Raw genomic sequence first — 18,488 nt, forward strand, 5'->3', positions numbered from 1 at the left:
TTCACAGCCAGCCAGCGCAGCTTTGGAGGATCAGCGAGTCTCTCCTTATGCTTTTCGTAATTCCTATGTCCTATAATGACTTGTCATTTCAGACAACGATCTTGCCAGAGTATTGAGTTTCACCCCAATTTTATCCGTTTTCTCCATTTGTCCTGTTTGAATGACGCTGGCAGCAAGCATTTCTTCTGCACTGGCCAATGTTTCCTGTGAAACAGAGGAGAACTGTTCAGCACCCTGTTCAAGCTGCGGCAGCGTTTCTTCCAGGCCTTTCAGCTCCGTTTGCATGGTTTGGAGTTTGCCGCTTACATTAGAAATCTCATTCATCAGCTCGTTCAATGATAGTTTGGATTGTCCTGCCATCTCAAGATTGCCTTTGATCTCCGTGTGGAGCCGGTCAAATTCCTCTGAAGCTCTGAGAGTTATATTCTCCATACTTCTTATTCCCTGAGTGATATTTTCTGCAGCACCTGCAGATTGCTCTGCCAGTTTCCGGACTTCTCCTGCAACCACGGCAAAGCCTTTCCCTGCCTCTCCTGCACGGGCAGCCTCAATGGAAGCATTTAAGGATAACAGCCTTGTTTGTTCAGCAATCCCTTTTACCATTCCGACAAGATTTGTAATCGATAAGGAATGGTCTTTAACCTCTTTTATTGTCAGGGTCAATTTTTCAAACTTTGACCCAAAGGAATGGATGGCAGCGATTAAATCAGTGATGCTGTTCCCTCCGCGCAAGGCAGAATCATTCATAACCTCCGAGCTGCGGTGGACACTCTGCATATGCAGAAACATATCTTCAAACCTATCTTTCATTTCTTTGAAACTGGCCGCACTTTTTTCAGAACTGGCTGCTGTTTGCTCTGCCCCCAACTTCACAAGGTGAATGGCTGATTCCAGCTGCTGCCCACTTTCAAGAGCACCGAAGGAAGACCCTTTCAGCTCATTGCCCGTACTCTCCAGCTCCCTCGTTGAGCCGGTCAGCTCCCGCAGCAGGCTCCTCATTTGTTCGATCATGCTGTTATAACTTTTCTGCAGAGAAGCAATTTCAGGAATTTCTGTATGAATTTCAAGCGGATTTTGCAGGTTTCCTTCCCGGACCTCCCGCATGGTGTTTCTTAAAAGGTTTAAAGGCTTCGTTATTTTTCTGACAAAAAGGCTGATAATGGCTGAAGCAGACAATAAACTGACCACAATCGCTGCAATCATAAAATAACCGATCGCATGCACATCAGACATATACGCCTTTGCCGGGATGAGAACTACATAGACGCCGCTGATTTCCTTCATCTCCTGAAAGGCTGCTGTATAATCTGTCCCGTTCATCTCAATATGTAAGACGCCATTTTTCATTGCGCTGATCTTATTGATCACATCTCTTGAAAAAGCGGCATCCTTTTTGCTGCTGACCTTAAAAGGCTTCAACCTATTATCTGCAAGATAGAAAAAATCGGAATCTATCCCATCCGAGTGCAGCTTTTTCTGCTGAGCACGGACACTGGCCTCGAGCTGCTGCTTAAAGTATGCATCATCACTGACATACACAAACTTTAAGTTTTCCGCTATGTATCCCATTAGTTCTGCTTCTCTTGCCAATCTATCCTCAATTGTTTTGATTGCCATGTCCTTTGTTTTAAGATAGGAACTAACTCCGACTGCCGATATCGATAGCAGCAGCAAGGTAAAAAACAATACCAATAATCTTTTGCCCAGGTTCAGCCTATGGCTGCAGGCTGCCGCAAAGTTGTCCAGCTGCTTCTTCATTTCTTCAAAACCCCCAAAATATCATACTAAGGACCTATAAAGAAATTATACAGACCGAATGTAAAGCCAATGTAAAGATTGGATAAAAAGTAATGTTTTGTAAATTTACAAAGGAACGTAAAGTAGGCTGTTTTAATATATTGGTTACATCCGAGGCTTTATTTTAAAGAACGGAGGAAGAAGATGACCAATTTTCAATATTTCACGGGTACTATCGTGCAAATCTCTGATTTTAACGCCGAAGGCTGCCTTAAGATGATTTCTGCTGATAACGGAATGGGAGGAACGGTTAATTTCATCGTATCCCCTTCCACTTATGTTTTAGACCAGACCATGCTGTCTACAGGGGACATCATTACTGGATATTATGACGGCAATGCTCCTGTTCCGCTGATATATCCTCCTCAATACCGGGCGCTGGTGATGGTAAAACATACTTCTCAACAAAATGTGAAAACGGACTTCTTTAATAGCCAGCTAATCAGCAGCGATGGACAGCTGCAATTAAACATCTCACCGTATACCCGGATGGTGCTGACCAATGGGCAGGCCTTTACCGGCAGCCCCGCCAACAGGGACCTGGTTGTGACCTATGGTCCGTCAACGAAAAGCATACCTGCCCAGACTACGCCGTATAAGATTGTTGTGTTGTGTTTACCATCCGCATAGAAATAGCCCCAATCTGTTAAGTGATTGGGGCTTTGGCTGGTTTTGGACAAGGGCGGGTTCTGACTCTGACTGGCGGTTTTCTGTGTTTTGTGTCTGAAGTTGACCCAGGTTCAGACTCTAACTCGCGCTTTCCTGCTTTTTGTGTCCGAAGTTGACCCAGGTTCGGACTCTAGATGGCGCTTTCCTGCCTTTTGTGTCCGAAGTTGACCCAGGTTCGGACTCTAGCTAGCGCTTTCCTGCCTTTTGTGTCCGAAGTTGACCCGGGTTCGGACTCTAGATGACGCTCCACTGCTTTTTGTGTCCGAAGTTGACCCGGGTTCGGACTCTAGATGGCGCTCCACTGCTTTTTGTGTCCGAAGTTGTCCCAGGTTCGGACTCTAGCTGGCGCTCCACTGCTTTTTGTGTCCGAAGTTGTCCCAGGTTTGGACTCTAGATGGCGCTCCACTACTTTTTGTGTCCGAAGTTGACCCGGGTTCGGACTCTGACTCGCGCTCCACTGCTTTTTGTGTCCGAAGTTGACCCGGGTTCGGACTCTAGATGGCGCTCCACTGCTTTTTGTGTCCGAAGTTGTCCCAGGTTCGGACTCTGACTCGCGCTCCACTGCTTTTTGTGTCCGAAGTTTACCCAGGTTTGGACTCTAACTGGCGCTCCACTACTTTTTGTGTCCGAAGTTGACCCAGGTTCGGACTCTAGCTGGCGCTCCACTGCTTTTTGTGTCCGAAGTTGTCCCAGGTTCGGACTCTGACTCGCGCTCCACTGCTTTTTGTGTCCGAAGTTGTCCCAGGTTCGGACTCTAACTGGCGCTTTCCCGTCTTTTGTGTCCGAAGTTGCACCAGGTTCGGACTCTAACTGGCACTTTCCCGTCTTTTGTGTCCGAAGTTGCACCAGGTTCGGACTTTAACTGGCGCTTTCCTGCCTTTTGTGTCCGAAGTTGACCCGGGTTCGGACTCTGACTCGCGCTTTCCCGTCTTTTGTGTCTGAACCTGCCCCGGGTTCAGATCCCAAGCACCCTCTTCCCAAACCCAACCAGCTTAATTACTCATCATCCACTTCGCCGTCGCCTATTTCATCCTCTTCTTCCACATCTTCAACCTGTTCGTCTTCCTCAGGCTTTTCATCGTTTCCGCAGCCCGTTACCGTTACGAAGGATAGAGATAGAAAAAGCATTAATAAGAATTTTTTCATATAGATAACCTCCTTTCGCTTAGTGTTTCAAAAAGACAAATCATATATGTACTGTTAATCATTTACAAAGCTTCCTTCCTTTTGAATATTTGCAGCTGGATAGGAAAACACTTGTATAAAGCTGCACTTTACTTTTTACGCAGATAAAAGGATGTGCCAAAGATGGATTTTTTACAGAGTCAGCACTCACTTTCTGCTATGGAGTGGGGACTTAGGGCTGTCATCGCTTATTTCTTCTTAGTCATTGTCGCCAAAGTGCTGGGGCAGCGTGCCATTTCCCAATTAAGACTCCTGGATTTAGTAATGGCTTTAGTGATTGGCAATATTATTGCCCATCCCTTATCAGACGAGGAGCTGGGACTAAAGGGTTCAATTGTTACAACCATTGTACTTGTCGTTCTTTACCTGATCAGTTTATTCAGCATCCTGAAATGGCCAGCGGTTAGAAGGATGGTAAACAGCAAGCCCATACCCCTCGTACAGAATGGAGAAATCATCTATAAGGGCTTAAATAAAGCAAGGATTTCCATTGATGTGCTTCTGGAGGAATTACGCGAGAAAAAAGTAGAAGATGTAAAAAAGGTGGCGCTTGCTCTATGGGAAGCAAACGGAAGCATTTCCTTCTTTTTGGATCCTAAATATGAACCTATTACACCTGCTTTCCTGCAAAGAGATGCAGAACCATTCGATATGCCAAGAACCATTATTAAGGAAGGCAAAGTGGATAAAAAAGTGCTGCAAACCATACAAAAGGACGAAAGATGGCTAATCGCCCATTTAGAACGTTTCTATCAGACAGAAATTAATAATGTTTTGTTAGCTACCATGGACAGCAAAGGAACCATGAAGGTATTTTTATATCACTAATTTGACTAAAAGGAGTGATGGCAGTGCGTTCTAAAGAGCTGACGGTCTCTGAAGTCTCGAATATTTGGTCATCTTATTTAAAAAACAGCATGGAGATGCAGTTTTTTACCTATTTTTTACAAACAGCACAGGATCGCAAAGTCAGAAAGATTGTTGGCAGGCTGCTGCATCAGTCCGGGAAAAACCTAAAGCAGCTTCAGGATTTTTTTCATAAAGAGAGCATGTCTGTGCCCATCGGTTTCACGGATGAGGATATAAATATAAATGCCGGAAAAGTATTCTCCGACCATTTTATTTTATTTTTTTGCCATGATATTACCCAGCTTTCATTGAATACATATCCAAGCGCCCTGGGTGAAAGCACCCGTAAAGATATCCGGGATTATTTTGAGATCACACTTAAGTTCACGTTAAAGATTCAAAATGAAATTGTGGATTTGATGTTATCCAAGGGCATTTACCCAAAACCGCCCAAAATCAAGCTTGATGACCGGATTGATTTTGCCCGGAGCATTCAATACCTTAATGGGTTTAAGGGCGGATCCCGTGCGCTTAATGCCCCTGAAATTGCGAATCTATCAAGATTAATTCATAGGGCACAATTCTCGAAAAAGATCTTTGCGAGCTTCAGTCATATTTCACAAAGAAAGGAAATGAGGGATCATTTCAGCAAAGGAAGGGCTTTGATCGAGGACGTGCTGCGATCCCTTCAGGAAGTAATGGACAAGGAAAATATTCCGGTTTCCTCTGCTAAAGAGTTTACCAACTTTGACGTGGATATTCCTCCTTTTTCAGAGAAAATGATGCTGTTCTTTGTGAACACCTGTATCGGAATCTTCTGCTTCACCATGATCAGCCAGGCCATGACCTCCAGCCTAAGATCAGATATCATCATGAAACTGCTTGGCATCAGCAAAAATATGTCCCTTTATTACGGAAAAGGCCTGATGATTGCCATAAAGCAAAAATGGCTTGAACAGCCGCCGCAGGCTGCGGGGAGATAGATTTCCACATTTCTGTCACATCTCTCCCAAAACCACCCTATCCTTCTGACCCCTTCATCCATATATAGAAGGTGAAAGGGTGGTGCAGTTTAATGAATTTGAAATCAGGCAGTGTGGACCAGTTTGAACAGTTTTCTCAGTTTAAAGATCTTCAGGAGTTTAATGCCCATTTGGAAATGTGGCTTGCGGTGCATAAAGACAAGTTTTCAAAGGGTGAAATGGCTGGTTTAAAGAGGCTGGTTCGTTTTGCTGCGAAAGTCCCGGGAGTATCCAATACCAAAATCGGGACGGTGTTAAAAGCCATCCACGAAGAATATAACGGCAATGGGATTTCCCGCTCTACTTTTAAAAGAATGATTGCCAAGGCCGCAAACCTCGGTATTTTTTCCGTGCATGAAACAGAGAGAAAAAACGGTTCCCAGTCCAGCAACTTATATGTTTTTAATCGTTTTCCCAAGAGTGAACCACCTAAGCAGGAAATAATGGACCCCCCTAATAAAACTATCAATCTTTCTAAAACTAATAAAAATCAAAAGATAACTAAACGTAACGAAACCATCCTTGATCACACTTTTACTAGTGACCGTGTACCACAATCATTTAGCAGCACAGCAAAATACTTTTTTCCGGAAGCCAAGCATATAGAGGAGTTTTGGAGAATGGCTGTCATTGCAGCCTATAAAAATAATTGTGAGTTGAACACTATTCAAGAAACAGCCATCCATTCCTTTAAACAGCTGATCAGGAAAATGAAAACCAGTGTCATTGCTAAGCCCGTCGCTTATTTCTATGGAATTCTGAATAAGAAATTCGAAGAAAAATACTTTGAAGAATTGCATGAAATGGGGTTTCCGGCAGAAGAAAATGACTTCTCACTAAATTTCTTTTATAAAAAAATTGATGCCTTTGAAAATTTACCCTGTCCTTTTCCCCCTCCAAAGTATATATAGAAGGTGAAAGGAGGTGTTCGAGATGGCACAGGCAATCATCATTGATTCAAAGCTTCGCCTGGTTTTTGAAACAGGCCTTAACGGGCAGGGAAAACCGGTTTACAAATCAAAAACCTACAGCGGCGTGAAGCAATCCGCTACAGCGGACCAGCTTTTCACTGTGGGACAGGCAATCGCTGGATTATCAAGCTACCCGCTGACTGAGCTGAACAGAAACGACAGCTTCGATATCTTAGGCTAATGTCTGAGAAAGATAAAAAAAACAGGAGGTGAAAAACATGGCTAAATCACTTGAGATGACATTTGAAACAGAATTGGGCAAGGAAACCAAGCTATCGGTCGACAGCCCGAAGGAGCCAATTGATCCGGCAGCTGTGAAGGCAGTGATGGAACAGATCATCGCGGCCAACGCATTTGACGGCAATGGCAGTGACCTTGTTGCTGCTAAAGGCGCCAGATTAGTAGAGCGCAATGTCACAGATTATGAATTAATGTAAGGATAAGAGGCCGGATTCTTTGGAACCCGGCCTCTTTTATAGATGAATAGAAAGGAGCATACATGATGGAACAGATGGTCACCCTGATCAGCGAACTCGGCTTCCCGATTGTGGTCACGCTTTTCCTGCTGAACCGGATCGAAGCCAAACTGGATGTCGTTGTGTCCTCAATCCAGGGATTGCCGGATCGCCTGAGGGAATAATAAGCGGGACTCCACTAGCTAAGGCTAAGGAGTCCTATTTTTTTGCAACCGGAATCCAGATTTCACTGCGGAATGCCGGTGAAGCCGTATCTTTGCTTTCATTCCAGAGAATTTCCGGCCCTTCAATCTGCTGATAGGAAGAGGATGGGAACCATTCTGAGTAAATACGTCCCCATACATTCTGAAGCGTCTCCGGAAACGGCCCAACTGCTTCAAATACTGCCCATGATGTGGCCGGAATTTCAAGTGATGCCATCCCCGCAGGGCATTCCTTTGTAGTGGCAGCCCCGATATAATGGTCAAGCTCACCCTTTTCTTCCATTCTTCCTTCAGAAAAATTGGCTGATGCACTGATCAGGCCGAATGGCTCTGTGTCAGATAAACTCTTGAGCTTCATAATCTTTTCTTCATTCAGGCTCTTCCACATGGCGGCAATCTCCGGATTCACTCCGTTAAAAATAATCGGCACCCGCTTCTTTAAGCCCACAATTCGAAACGCCTCTTTTTCTTCAATGCGATAGTTCATTTCAGTTCCTCCCTTAATAGATAGATGGAAGGTCATCGGCGGATAAGCCTTAAGGGCGTGGCCATGGCTTCTTGCTTCTGATGGAGTGATGCCATGAAGCTGCTGGAACGCTCTGGTAAACGAATCAGGCGAGCTGTACCCATATTTCATGGCTACCTCAATGACCTTAGCACTCTGGTCCTTCAGATCAAAGGCAGCCAAAGTCAGCCGTCTTCTGCGGATGTACTCGGAAAGCGATACTCCGGCCAGAAAGGAAAACATTCGTTTAAAATGGTACTCCGAGCAATAAGAAAGCTTAGCCGCTTCTTTGAAATCAACCTCTTCCGCTAAATGCTCTTCGATATAATTCATCGCCCGATTCATATTTTGCAGCAAATCCATATTGATGACCTCCTTGTATCTAAAGAATAGCAGGAGCTGCTGGTATGAACCCGACAATCCATGCACAAGAATGCAGGGTTCGTTACTCACTTTTATATTTCTTTTTTAATGTGTCAGAGAAAATTGCACCGCCCAGCATTAAGAATAAAGGACCGAAATTCCAGAAAAACGATCCACGAAGAGGGATCTCTAGTTCAGTAAAATGATTAAGTCCTAAAATGCTTAGTTTAATGATTAGCATAGCGGATCCTATCAGAAATAAACAATCAAAAAATACTTTCAATCTTGGATAAGCTAATTGTCTGCTGTCCTTTATTACCTTTTCTGTCAATTCCCCGTCACTCCTTAATAATTCATCAATTGTAACCCCAAACAGATCACTCAGTTTAATAATGATTTCAATGCTGGGATAATTCTGGCCATTCTCCCATTTAGAAACAGACTGGCGGCTCACATACAGCTTTTCAGCCAGTTCCTCCTGTGACCATCCTTTCACTTTCCTCTCCTTCTTAAGCTTTTCGGCAAAAATCATAATCACAATCACCTTTCTCTAAATCGATCATCTCATTATGGTAATTTTTTGGATCAAAAGTAAAGATAGGAATGGTTGCAGGATGGTGCACGCAGGGGTTGCAGGGGCCATACACGTGCTTTTACAGCAAAAAACCCAGCCATTGAGGCTGGTACGCTTTCAAAAAGCTTCCCACTATCCGGTTTATTGTACTCTCTACTATGGATGACACTCGTAACGAAAAAGAAGAGAATCAGCTGCAGCTGCGGTTTGAGAAACTCCCTGGTCAGAGCTTATGCGCTAACTTCCTTTTCAATATTGGTTGCTTCTGTTCCGGCACCCGCTTCTACTTCTGTTGTTTCATGTGAAACATCCTCACCGCAGCTTTTAAAAGGCTGACTGACAGCATCGCTTTTAAAAGCCTATTCATAGGATTGGCTTGTGACCTCGACGGGGAAGGCGCTGGAGCTAGACTGTTATCGAAGTTAAAATGATGCTTTTTTATCCTAAAAAAAGAACCCTCAAACCGAATTCGGCCAGAGGGTTCCTATAATAATCAGTTATAAGCAAGCTCCTGCTGTTTTTCCTTTTCGCTGAGACCAAGCACCTGCGCTGTAGATTCGTGAATCTCACGGAACAGCTTAGGGTTTTCAGATAGTGACATACCGTAGGACGGAATCATTTTCTTAATTTTAAAATGCCATTCGTCCATTTGCTCAGGGAAGCACTTCTGCAATACTTCAAGCATGACATTAACGGCTGTTGAAGCACCCGGTGAAGCTCCGAGCAGGGCAGCAACCGAGCCGTCAGACGCACTGACTACTTCTGTACCGAATTGCAGGGTTCCTTTTCCGGCAGGTGTATCCTTGATGACCTGCACACGCTGGCCGGCCACTACGACACTCCAGTCTTCGCTCTTTGCGTTTGGAATGAACTCACGCAGTTCTTCAACGCGCTGTTCATGGGACAGCATAACCTGCTGAATCAGATATTTTGTCAGCGCCATTTCCTTTGCACCTGCAGCCAGCATGGTAATGACATTGTTCGGTTTAACAGACTTGATCAGGTCCATATTGGAGCCTGTTTTAAGGAATTTCGGTGAAAATCCGGCAAACGGGCCGAACAGCAGGGATTTCTTGTTATCAATGAATCTTGTATCCAGATGCGGCACGGACATTGGAGGAGCACCCACTTTGGCTTTTCCGTACACCTTTGCATGGTGCTTCTCGACGATTTCCGGATCGTTGCAGACCAGGAACAGTCCGCTTACCGGGAATCCGCCAATATGCTTCGACTCAGGGATGCCCGTCTTCTGCAGCAGATGCAGGCTTCCGCCGCCACCGCCGATAAAGACGAACTTTGCCTGATGGTTTTCGATTGTGCCGCTTTCCATATTCCGCACTTTTACATTCCATGATCCATCGCCGGCACGCTTCAAATCCTCAACGCTGTGCTTATAATGGACATCGACATTTTTGCTCTTTAAATGGTCAAACAGCATGCGCGTTAATGCACCGAAATTGACATCCGTCCCAGAGTCGATTTTTGTGGCTGCAATCGGCTCATCCGATGTACGGCCTTCCATCATCACTGGAATCCATTCCTTCAGTTTCTCAGGATCATCGGAAAATTCCATGCCCTGAAAAAGCGGATTAGCTGACAGCGCTTCCAAACGTTTTTTCAAAAACGAAACATTCTTTTCCCCCTGAACAAAGCTCATATGAGGGATTGGCATAATAAAGTCCTGCGGATTGGTAATCAGGCTGTTTTCTACAAGATAAGACCAAAACTGTCTGGAAAGCTGAAATTGTTCATTTACATTAATTGCTTTAGTGATATCTATTGATCCATCGGATTTTTCAGATGTATAGTTAAGCTCGCACAATGCAGCATGTCCCGTCCCTGCATTATTCCATTCGTTAGAGCTTTCTTCTCCTGCGCTGGCGAGCTTCTCAAACACTTTGATTTCCCATTCAGGTGCTAACTCTTTCAGTAAAGACCCCAAAGTCGCGCTCATGATTCCGGCACCAATTAAGATAACGTCTGTTTTGTTCTGTACGCTGCTCATTTTAAACCCTTCCTTATCCCAGAAATTTGCCAAAAACTGCAGGCGCTTTGCTCAGGCATCACCACTAGAAAGACATCACCCAAGGACGCGCCTTTTCCGTCACACAAAATACACATTCTATTCTATTATAATGATTGATAAGGTAATATAGCTAGCATTATCTGATAATTATATACTATTTTAGACAAATTAGAAAGAGGGCGGGGTTTTGGGATGCGAAAACCCCAGCACAACTATGTTCTCCCTAAGACTCCTTTCTAATCATTGCCTGCCTGCGGTCATGCAGAACCAGTAGAATAATCATCCCCATCATGACGCCCAGTATAATACCCATCTCCGTGGTCAGTACTCGTGCTAGCGGGTACTCCGGACTGGATTGAAAATCCGGGCGAATAATAGAAAATAAATTATATGAAAACAGCATGCCAGACGAAATCCATGCAGATGCCATGGGAGGCAGAAACCTTCGCGACCCGCGGCGGGTGATCAGCACGAGGAGTCCCCAAGAACCGACTAAGGCCCACCCGCCGGTACTCAAGCTCAGAAGGTGCCACCACAAATCACGGGATTCCAGCATATCCGGGTTGATGCCAAGGGTTCCGCCTGCCGCCCAAAATATCTTTATGGCACCGAGAATCATGCAGCCTGCCGCAGTGATCCTCCCCAATGCGGTCTGCAGCTGCCGAGTGTGTCCCGGCACTTCCCCGCAGTCGATCGGACCGCCAAGCGCCTCAGGCCACCGCTCCTTGGCATATCCTGCCAAAGCCAGTGGAAGGCAAATCCCGACTCCGACAAGAGAGACCATAACGAAGATTTGCTCGTAAATCCAGAAGCCGGCGGCACCTGCCTCCTGATCCTGAGCCATGGCCGCCGGGCCAAGGACAGGCGCCAGCAGCAGCAGGGGAACTAGAAGACCGGTACCCAGCCACACGGGCAGGGCCACCAGCCAGGCGGGCAGCCGTTCACCCCAAGGCCTGCAGAACGCCATTGCCAGCAGGATGCCGACCGCAGCGATAACCGCTGTAGCTGCATTAATCCCCCGCCAGCTGGCTTCGCCCATTTGCTCAGTCGGAAGAAAGAAGCCAAACGTCCAGGCGATTTTGATCAGCAAATAAGGAGTCACCGCTATCGCAGCGCCATAACCACAGATTCTGCGCATTTTCATCAATCGTTCGGCTGTCTTTATTGCCATACTCTTACTCCGTCTACCAGGATGATGTTGATATTTATATCTGGATTTCTTTTTAAAAGAATCTTATCCAAATGAACCCCTCCCATTTTTCCAGTAACATTGGAATTGTATTCCTTTATTTGATCTTTATGTTTCCTGCTTCATGGAAATCGGCAAATGGGAAGAAAGCCTTGGAATATCATTTGTAATTTTTGGGATTTATCTTAAAATAGATTTAGAGGTAAAGAAAGGAAGTGGAAAATGTTATTAAAAAGAAGATTTCCGTCGGATGAATTATGGTCTATGAGATATTTGAACACCCGAATGGAGCTAACCGAAAAAGAAAAGCAGCATTGGGCAAACCTTGAAAAAGGCTATGAAGGAGAGGTGAAATTTGACCTTCTGACAGAAAAACTGACCGAAGAAAGGCTGGTGATTCATGATTTGTTACTGGAAGTGAACAACTCCTATTTTCAAATTGATACCTTGATCATTTCAGAAAGAACGATTCATCTAATAGAAATAAAAAATTTCCAGGGAGACTGGCACTTGGAATCTGACAAGCTATATGCCGCAAATACCGGCCGGGAATATAAGAATCCTGTATACCAATTAAAGAGAAGTGCCGCCCTATTCCGCCAGCTGCTTCAAATCCTCAAGCAAACCATTCCCGTTGAAGCCTCCGTTATTTTTATCAACCCTGAATTCACCTTATACCAAGCCCCCATGGACCAGCCCATTTTCCTGCCAACCCAAATAAACCGATTCCTGAAAGACTTGAATCATACCCCGTCCAAACTGAATGAGGGTCACAGAAAACTGGCCCAGCAATTACTGTCACTCCATCAAACCAAAAATCCTTATACCATTTTGCCTGACTATCACTTTGACCAGCTGAAAAAAGGGATGTATTGCCTGAACTGTCATTCTCTTCTCAGTCCTGTATACAGGAATCTGGTATGCGAAAAATGCGGTGGGCATGAAAAAATGGATCAGGGTATTTTGCGCAATATAAAAGAGTTCAAACTTCTCTTTCCCGAGCGAAAGCTGACGTCCCAAAGTATATATGAATGGTGTAATGCCAATATAAGCAAACGAACTTACTCCAGGGTATTAAAGAAATACTTTACAGCGCGCGGCAGCACCAGTAATACCTATTATGAGTGAGTGCTGTTGATGGGAGGAGGTGGGACTGGTTCGGGTTCTTATGTCCGGTGGTGTACCCGGGTTCTGACTCCAGATCCCCGATTTCTACTCTCTGTGTCCGAAGTTGGGCCGGATTCTGACTCTGGGTCCTCGATTTTACCTTCTGTGTCCGAAGTTGGGCCTAGGTTCTGACTCTAGATCCTCGATTCTACCTTTTTGTGTCCGAAGTTGGCCTAGGTTCTGACTCTGGATCCTCGATTTTACCTTTCTGTGTCCGAAGTTGGCCTAGGTTCTGACTCTGGGTCCCGGATTTCTACTCTCTGTGTCCGAAGTTGGGCCGGGTTCTGACTCTGGATCCTCGATCTTGCCTTTCTGTGTCCGAAGTTGGCCTAGGTTCTGACTCTAGATCCCCGATTTCTACTCTCTGTGTCCGAAGTTGGGCCGGGTTCTGACTCTAGATCCCCGATTTCTACTCTCTGTGTCCGAAGTTGGGCCGGGTTCTGACTCTGGGTCCCGGATTTCTACTCTCTGTGTCCGAAGTTGGGCCAGGTTCTAACTCTGGATACTGGATTTCTCCTTTTTGTGTCCGAAGTTGGGCCGGATTCTGACTCTAGATCCTCGATTCTACCTTTTTGTGTCCGAAGTTGGCCTAGGTTCTGACTCTGGATCCTCGATTTTACCTTTCTGTGTCCGAAGTTGGGCCAGGTTCTGACTCCAGATCCCCGATTTCTACTCTCTGTGTCCGAAGTTGGGCCGGATTCTGACTCTGGGTCCTCGATTTTACCTTCTGTGTCCGAAGTTGGGCCTAGGTTCTGACTCTAGATCCCGGATTTCTACTCTCTGTGTCCGAAGTTGGGCCGGGTTCTGACTCTAGATCCCCGATTTCCAGTCTTTGTGTCCGAAGTTGGGCCAGGTTCTGACTCTGGATCCTCGATTTTACCTTTCTGTGTCCGAAGTTGGGCCGGGTTCTGACTCTGGGTTCTCGATTTTACCTTTCTGTGTCCGAAGTTGGGCCAGGTTCTGACTCTAGATCCTCGATTCTGCCTTTCTGTGTCCGAAGTTGGCCTAGTTTCTGACTCTAGATCACCGATTTCTACTCTCTGTGTCCGAAGTTGGGCCAGGTTCTGACTCTAGATCCTCGATTCTACCTTTTTGTGTCCGAAGTTGGCCTAGGTTCTGACTCTGGGTCCCGGATTTTACGTTTCTGTGTCCGAAGTTGGGCCGGGTTCTGACTCTAGATCCTCGATTCTACCTTTCTGTGTCCGAAGTTGGGCCAGGTTCTGACTCTAGATCCTCGATTCTACCTTTTTGTGTCCGAAGTTGGCCTAGGTTCTGACTCTGGATCCTCGATTTTACCTTTCTGTGTCCGAAGTTGGCCTAGGTTCTGACTCTGGGTCCCGGATTTCTACTCTCTGTGTCCGAAGTTGGGCCGGGTTCTGACTCTGGATCCTCGATCTTGCCTTTCTGTGTCCGAAGTTGGCCTAGGTTCTGACTCTAGATCCCCGATTTCTACTCTCTGTGTCCGAAGTTGGGCCGGGTTCTGACTCTGGATACTGGATTTCTCCTTTTTGTGTCCGAAGTTGGGCCGGGTTCTGACTCTGGATACTGGATTTCTCCTTTTTGTGTCCGAAGTTGGGCCGGGTTCTGACTCTAGATCCTCGATTTTACCTTTCTGTGTCCGAAGTTGAGCCAGGTTCTGACTCTGGATCCTCGATTTTACCTTTCTGTGTCCGAAGTTGCCCCTTCATCAAAGTGCACCCACCCCCAGCTCCACCACACACCCGCAATCAAACCCAAATTTAAACAATAAATCCAATCAAATAAGAATTAAAGCGTTTGCATTTTATTTTAATTGGATTATAATACTTGTATACAAGTATACACGTATACTCAAAATGTCATTTTACAAAGGTGATGTCATGAAGGATTCTGATGAATTTCTATATCCGCAAAAATGGCTGTCTAAGGCTTCCTCTGGCGACCGTGTCGCGTATGAGCTTAGGATGCGCATTATTGCCGGTTTGATTGAAAGCGGTACCACGCTTTCTGAAAATAAATTGGCCGCTGATTTTTCCGTGAGCCGTTCACCGATTCGTGAAGCCTTACGGACACTGGCATCTGAAAATATTATCCGCCTGGAAAGAACGGGTGCGGTTGTTGCCGGGTTAACCGAAAAAGAAATAGAAGAAATTTACGATGTCCGTCTCATGATTGAGACATTCGTGTTTGAACGTCTTATCAGCATGGACACAAATGAATTGGCCATGGAGCTCAGCAAGGTGCTGGAAATGATGAAGGTGGCTGTCAAGTATCGGGATGCTGATGAGTTTGCGTATCAGGATCTTATGTTCCACGAAATTATCATCGGATCTATTGGCCATTCTTATATCCAGCTGATCTGGAATAATTTAAAGCCCGTGATGGAAGGATTCATTCTTTTATCCATGCGCGTGCGCTTTAAGGAAAATTATGAAGACCTTGATCGGATTGTAAAAAATCATGAACTATATATTGATGCCATTAAAACAAAAGACAGAGACCTCATGATTCAGTCGCTGCACGAAAATTTTGATGATGTTCAAGGGAAAGTGGACGATTTATGGAGGTCACAGCAAATGCTGTCAAAAGGGGTTAAACAACAAGATGACTAGCTATATGTTAGGGATTGATATTGGAACCACCAGTACAAAAGCCGTGTTATTCAGTGAAAAAGGAGATGTAATTCAGCAGGAGAACATCGGATATCCGCTGTACACACCTGATATCTCCACAGCAGAACAGGATCCTGATGAGATTTTCTCTGCTGTCGTTCAAGCCATAGCGAATATTATGAAAAACCATCATGATAAAGAGCTGTCCTTTGTGTCCTTCAGCAGTGCGATGCACAGTGTGATTGCGATGGACGAGAATGACCTGCCGCTTACACCCGTTATTACCTGGGCCGATAACCGCAGCGAAGCATGGGCACGCAAAATTAAAAAAGACTGGAATGGTCATGAGGTCTATAAACGGACCGGAACACCGATCCATCCGATGTCCCCCTTAAGCAAGATCACCTGGCTTGTGAAGGAGCGTCCGGAGATCGCCGGCAGGACAAAAAAATATATCGGAATTAAAGAATATATTTTCAAAAAGCTTTTTGATGAATATGCTGTCGATTATTCACTTGCTTCCTGCATGGGCATGATGAATCTCAAGACATTGGACTGGGATGAAGAGGCATTAGCGATTGCGGGCATCAACCGCTCTCAGCTGTCCAATCTCGTTCCTACGACAAAGATGTTCCAAAACTGCCATCCTATTTTAGCCAAACAAATGGGCATCGATCCGAAGACACCTTTTGTGATCGGCGCAAGTGATGGAGTGCTTTCGAACCTGGGTGTGAATGCGATCAGAAAAGGCGAGATCGCCATCACCATCGGGACAAGCGGTGCAATACGGACCATTATTGATAAGCCTCAGACCGATGAAAAAGGGAGAATTTTCTGTTATGCCTTAACAGAAAATCATTGGGTGATTGGCGGACCGGTGAACAATGGAGGAATGGTCCTCCGCTGGATCCGGGATGAATTTGCCTCATCCGAAATCGAAACAGCCAAGAGATTAGGCATTGATCCTTACGAGGTTTTAACAAAAATCGCTGAACGTGTCAGACCAGGCGCTGATGGCCTGCTGTTCCATCCATATCTCGCAGGTGAACGCGCTCCTTTATGGAACCCGGATGTGCGCGGATCTTTCTTCGGATTAACGATGTCCCATAAGAAGGAGCATATGATCCGGGCAGCGCTTGAAGGAGTCATTTATAATCTGTACACCGTATACCTGGCATTAGTGGAATGCATGGACGGCCCGGTAACCCGGATTCAGGCAACAGGAGGCTTCGCCAGATCTGAGGTTTGGCGGCAAATGATGTCCGATATTTTTGAATCGGAAGTCGTCATACCGGAAAGCTATGAAAGCTCCTGTCTCGGCGCCTGTATTTTAGGATTGTATGCCACAGGAAAAATCGACTCCTTTGATGCCGTTTCGGGCATGGTGGGCGATACGTACAAGCATATACCTAAGGAAGAGGCTGCAAGAGAATACAGACAATTGCTGCCAATCTTCATCCAATTATCAAGAGCGCTGGAAGATGAATATACTTCGATCGCAAACTATCAAAGAAAATTAATTCAACATGACTAGGGGGAAATGACAATGCCGCTGTTAATAGTTGCAATTGGAATCGTTGCCTTATTAATTCTGATAATGGGCTTAAAATTAAATACCTTTATTTCATTGATTATCGTTTCATTTGGTGTTGCGCTGGCACTCGGAATGCCGCTCGACCAAATTGTCAAAACCATCGAAGCCGGATTAGGCGGAACACTTGGCCACCTGGCACTCATCTTCGGACTTGGCGCCATGCTGGGCAAGCTGATCGCCGACTCTGGCGGCGCCCAGCGAATTGCCATGACTCTTGTCAATAAATTCGGCGAAAAGAATATTCAGTGGGCAGTAGTGGCTGCATCCTTCATTATCGGTGTTGCCTTATTCTTTGAAGTGGGACTTGTTCTATTAATTCCGATCGTATTTGCTATTTCAAGAGAATTAAAGATTTCTATTTTGTATCTTGGTATCCCGATGACAGCGGCTTTATCTGTCACACATGGATTCCTGCCGCCTCACCCGGGTCCAACAGTTATTGCGGGTGAATACGGTGCAAACATTGGGGAAGTATTGCTTTATGGTTTCATTATTGCGATTCCAACCGTTATTTTAGCTGGACCGGTTTTTACGAAAATCGCTAAAAAGCTCGTTCCGGATTCATTCACAAAAAGCGGAAACATCGCTTCTCTGGGAGAGCAGAAAACCTTTAAGCTTGAAGACACACCAGCTTTTGGAATCAGTGTATTTACGGCTTTGCTTCCTGTTATTTTAATGTCAATCGCAACGATTATTACATTGCTTCAAAAAACAATGGGATTTGAAGATAATAGCCTGCTTGCTGCCATCCGCTTTATTGGAGATGCGGGCACTTCGATGCTGATCTCCTTATTGGTTGCCATCTATACCATGGGATTGGCAAGGAAAATTCCAATCAAAAATGTGATGGATTCCTGCACAACGGCCATCACCCATATCGGGATGATGCTTTTGATTATCGGTGGAGGCGGCGCCTTCAAACAGGTATTAATTGATGGCGGTGTCGGTGACTATGTGGCCGAGCTTTTCAAAGGGACAAGCCTGTCTCCGATTTTATTGGCATGGATTATCGCGGCAATCCTCAGGATTTCATTAGGATCTGCCACAGTGGCCGCATTAACGACAGCAGGTTTAGTCATTCCGCTGCTGGGCCAAACGGATGTGAATCTTGCCCTAGTAGTGCTTGCAACAGGTGCGGGAAGCTTAATCGCTTCTCACGTCAATGATGCCGGCTTCTGGATGTTCAAAGAATATTTCGGTTTGAGCATGAAGGAAACGTTTGCAACATGGACATTGCTTGAAACAATAATATCTGTGGCTGGATTAGGATTTATTTTATTGTTAAGCTTATTTGTATAAACACTTTA

Annotated in this window: 17 protein-coding genes; 11 read left to right on the forward strand and 6 right to left on the reverse strand. The window is 45.3% G+C overall.

The features are described from left to right. Positions 1 to 63: 63 nt before the first annotated feature. Positions 64 to 1,758, reverse strand: coding sequence for a methyl-accepting chemotaxis protein (locus tag NAF01_RS24435; protein WP_250801423.1), 1,695 nt, complete (start codon positions 1,756 to 1,758; stop codon positions 64 to 66). Between the two features lie 183 nt (positions 1,759 to 1,941). Here NAF01_RS24435 and NAF01_RS24440 point away from each other — a divergent pair, with 183 nt between their 5' ends. After that, positions 1,942 to 2,427, forward strand: coding sequence for a hypothetical protein (locus tag NAF01_RS24440; RefSeq protein WP_197217396.1), 486 nt, complete (start codon positions 1,942 to 1,944; stop codon positions 2,425 to 2,427). 1,035 nt (positions 2,428 to 3,462) lie between these two features. On the opposite strand, the gene NAF01_RS24445 is transcribed toward NAF01_RS24440, so the two are convergent. Then, positions 3,463 to 3,612 carry a hypothetical protein gene (locus tag NAF01_RS24445; protein WP_250801425.1) on the reverse strand — a complete coding sequence of 50 codons (150 nt, stop codon included), beginning with the start codon at positions 3,610 to 3,612 and terminating at the stop codon, positions 3,463 to 3,465. A gap of 162 nt (positions 3,613 to 3,774) precedes the next feature. On the opposite strand from NAF01_RS24445, the gene NAF01_RS24450 reads away from it, so the two are divergent. The 6 genes from NAF01_RS24450 (at position 3,775) to NAF01_RS24475 (ending at position 7,133) form a co-directional block, all read left to right on the forward strand. Next, positions 3,775 to 4,479: a DUF421 domain-containing protein gene (locus NAF01_RS24450; RefSeq protein WP_048010272.1), complete on the forward strand. Its 705-nt coding sequence runs from the start codon at positions 3,775 to 3,777 to the stop codon at positions 4,477 to 4,479. A 17-nt stretch (positions 4,480 to 4,496) separates the two neighbouring features. Next, positions 4,497 to 5,483, forward strand: coding sequence for a DUF3231 family protein (locus NAF01_RS24455; protein ID WP_250801427.1), 987 nt, complete (start codon positions 4,497 to 4,499; stop codon positions 5,481 to 5,483). Between the two features lie 92 nt (positions 5,484 to 5,575). Then, positions 5,576 to 6,433, forward strand: coding sequence for a hypothetical protein (locus tag NAF01_RS24460; RefSeq protein WP_250801428.1), 858 nt, complete (start codon positions 5,576 to 5,578; stop codon positions 6,431 to 6,433). A gap of 22 nt (positions 6,434 to 6,455) precedes the next feature. Beyond that, positions 6,456 to 6,674, forward strand: coding sequence for a DUF1659 domain-containing protein (locus NAF01_RS24465; RefSeq protein ID WP_048010267.1), 219 nt, complete (start codon positions 6,456 to 6,458; stop codon positions 6,672 to 6,674). 37 nt (positions 6,675 to 6,711) lie between these two features. Beyond that, the gene (locus tag NAF01_RS24470) at positions 6,712 to 6,930 is read left to right on the forward strand and encodes a DUF2922 domain-containing protein (protein ID WP_250801433.1); all 219 of its coding nucleotides are present in this window, start codon (positions 6,712 to 6,714) and stop codon (positions 6,928 to 6,930) included. A gap of 65 nt (positions 6,931 to 6,995) precedes the next feature. Continuing rightward, positions 6,996 to 7,133, forward strand: coding sequence for a YvrJ family protein (locus tag NAF01_RS24475; RefSeq protein ID WP_048010265.1), 138 nt, complete (start codon positions 6,996 to 6,998; stop codon positions 7,131 to 7,133). A 34-nt stretch (positions 7,134 to 7,167) separates the two neighbouring features. Here NAF01_RS24475 and NAF01_RS24480 read toward each other — a convergent pair whose 3' ends face one another. The 4 genes from NAF01_RS24480 to NAF01_RS24495 all read right to left on the reverse strand — a co-directional run bounded on the left by NAF01_RS24480 (position 7,168) and on the right by NAF01_RS24495 (position 11,811). Beyond that, complete coding sequence (locus NAF01_RS24480; protein ID WP_048010264.1) at positions 7,168 to 8,040, reverse strand: AraC family transcriptional regulator; 873 nt, start codon at positions 8,038 to 8,040, stop codon at positions 7,168 to 7,170. An 82-nt stretch (positions 8,041 to 8,122) separates the two neighbouring features. Then, entirely contained in the window at positions 8,123 to 8,572 is a 450-nt protein-coding gene (locus tag NAF01_RS24485) for a helix-turn-helix domain-containing protein (RefSeq protein WP_250801435.1), read from the reverse strand. Between the two features lie 535 nt (positions 8,573 to 9,107). Then, the gene (locus NAF01_RS24490; protein WP_048010262.1) at positions 9,108 to 10,619 is read right to left on the reverse strand and encodes a malate:quinone oxidoreductase; all 1,512 of its coding nucleotides are present in this window, start codon (positions 10,617 to 10,619) and stop codon (positions 9,108 to 9,110) included. A 244-nt stretch (positions 10,620 to 10,863) separates the two neighbouring features. Further along, complete coding sequence (locus NAF01_RS24495; protein ID WP_226618860.1) at positions 10,864 to 11,811, reverse strand: hypothetical protein; 948 nt, start codon at positions 11,809 to 11,811, stop codon at positions 10,864 to 10,866. 240 nt (positions 11,812 to 12,051) lie between these two features. Here NAF01_RS24495 and NAF01_RS24500 point away from each other — a divergent pair, with 240 nt between their 5' ends. The 4 genes from NAF01_RS24500 to NAF01_RS24515 all read left to right on the forward strand — a co-directional run bounded on the left by NAF01_RS24500 (position 12,052) and on the right by NAF01_RS24515 (position 18,480). Further along, positions 12,052 to 12,957, forward strand: a complete 906-nt coding sequence (locus NAF01_RS24500) for a nuclease-related domain-containing protein (protein WP_197248976.1) — start codon at positions 12,052 to 12,054, stop codon at positions 12,955 to 12,957. 1,898 nt (positions 12,958 to 14,855) lie between these two features. Next, positions 14,856 to 15,587, forward strand: coding sequence for a GntR family transcriptional regulator (locus NAF01_RS24505; RefSeq protein ID WP_250801436.1), 732 nt, complete (start codon positions 14,856 to 14,858; stop codon positions 15,585 to 15,587). Beyond that, positions 15,580 to 17,121 (forward strand): gluconokinase, encoded by a 1,542-nt coding sequence (gene gntK, locus NAF01_RS24510; RefSeq protein ID WP_226618869.1) that lies wholly within the window; start codon positions 15,580 to 15,582, stop codon positions 17,119 to 17,121. Before NAF01_RS24505 ends, gntK begins: the two co-directional genes overlap by 8 nt. A gap of 12 nt (positions 17,122 to 17,133) precedes the next feature. Then, positions 17,134 to 18,480: a GntP family permease gene (locus NAF01_RS24515; protein WP_226618871.1), complete on the forward strand. Its 1,347-nt coding sequence runs from the start codon at positions 17,134 to 17,136 to the stop codon at positions 18,478 to 18,480. Positions 18,481 to 18,488: the final 8 nt, after the last annotated feature.

The sequence above is a fragment of the Cytobacillus firmus genome, assembly GCF_023657595.1.
GTDB classification, from domain to species: domain Bacteria; phylum Bacillota; class Bacilli; order Bacillales; family Cytobacillaceae; genus Cytobacillus; species Cytobacillus firmus_B.

Bases quoted from the DNA above. Each gene is read 5' to 3' on its own strand.
- NAF01_RS24435 (WP_250801423.1), bottom strand. From the start codon at position 1,758: ATGAAGAAGCAGCTGGACAACTTTGCGGCAGCCTGCAGCCATAGGCTG.
- NAF01_RS24440 (WP_197217396.1), top strand. From the start codon at position 1,942: ATGACCAATTTTCAATATTTCACGGGTACTATCGTGCAAATCTCTGAT.
- NAF01_RS24445 (WP_250801425.1), bottom strand. From the start codon at position 3,612: ATGAAAAAATTCTTATTAATGCTTTTTCTATCTCTATCCTTCGTAACG.
- NAF01_RS24450 (WP_048010272.1), top strand. From the start codon at position 3,775: ATGGATTTTTTACAGAGTCAGCACTCACTTTCTGCTATGGAGTGGGGA.
- NAF01_RS24455 (WP_250801427.1), top strand. From the start codon at position 4,497: ATGGCAGTGCGTTCTAAAGAGCTGACGGTCTCTGAAGTCTCGAATATT.
- NAF01_RS24460 (WP_250801428.1), top strand. From the start codon at position 5,576: ATGAATTTGAAATCAGGCAGTGTGGACCAGTTTGAACAGTTTTCTCAG.
- NAF01_RS24465 (WP_048010267.1), top strand. From the start codon at position 6,456: ATGGCACAGGCAATCATCATTGATTCAAAGCTTCGCCTGGTTTTTGAA.
- NAF01_RS24470 (WP_250801433.1), top strand. From the start codon at position 6,712: ATGGCTAAATCACTTGAGATGACATTTGAAACAGAATTGGGCAAGGAA.
- NAF01_RS24475 (WP_048010265.1), top strand. From the start codon at position 6,996: ATGGAACAGATGGTCACCCTGATCAGCGAACTCGGCTTCCCGATTGTG.
- NAF01_RS24480 (WP_048010264.1), bottom strand. From the start codon at position 8,040: ATGGATTTGCTGCAAAATATGAATCGGGCGATGAATTATATCGAAGAG.
- NAF01_RS24485 (WP_250801435.1), bottom strand. From the start codon at position 8,572: ATGATTTTTGCCGAAAAGCTTAAGAAGGAGAGGAAAGTGAAAGGATGG.
- NAF01_RS24490 (WP_048010262.1), bottom strand. From the start codon at position 10,619: ATGAGCAGCGTACAGAACAAAACAGACGTTATCTTAATTGGTGCCGGA.
- NAF01_RS24495 (WP_226618860.1), bottom strand. From the start codon at position 11,811: ATGGCAATAAAGACAGCCGAACGATTGATGAAAATGCGCAGAATCTGT.
- NAF01_RS24500 (WP_197248976.1), top strand. From the start codon at position 12,052: ATGTTATTAAAAAGAAGATTTCCGTCGGATGAATTATGGTCTATGAGA.
- NAF01_RS24505 (WP_250801436.1), top strand. From the start codon at position 14,856: ATGAAGGATTCTGATGAATTTCTATATCCGCAAAAATGGCTGTCTAAG.
- gntK (WP_226618869.1), top strand. From the start codon at position 15,580: ATGACTAGCTATATGTTAGGGATTGATATTGGAACCACCAGTACAAAA.
- NAF01_RS24515 (WP_226618871.1), top strand. From the start codon at position 17,134: ATGCCGCTGTTAATAGTTGCAATTGGAATCGTTGCCTTATTAATTCTG.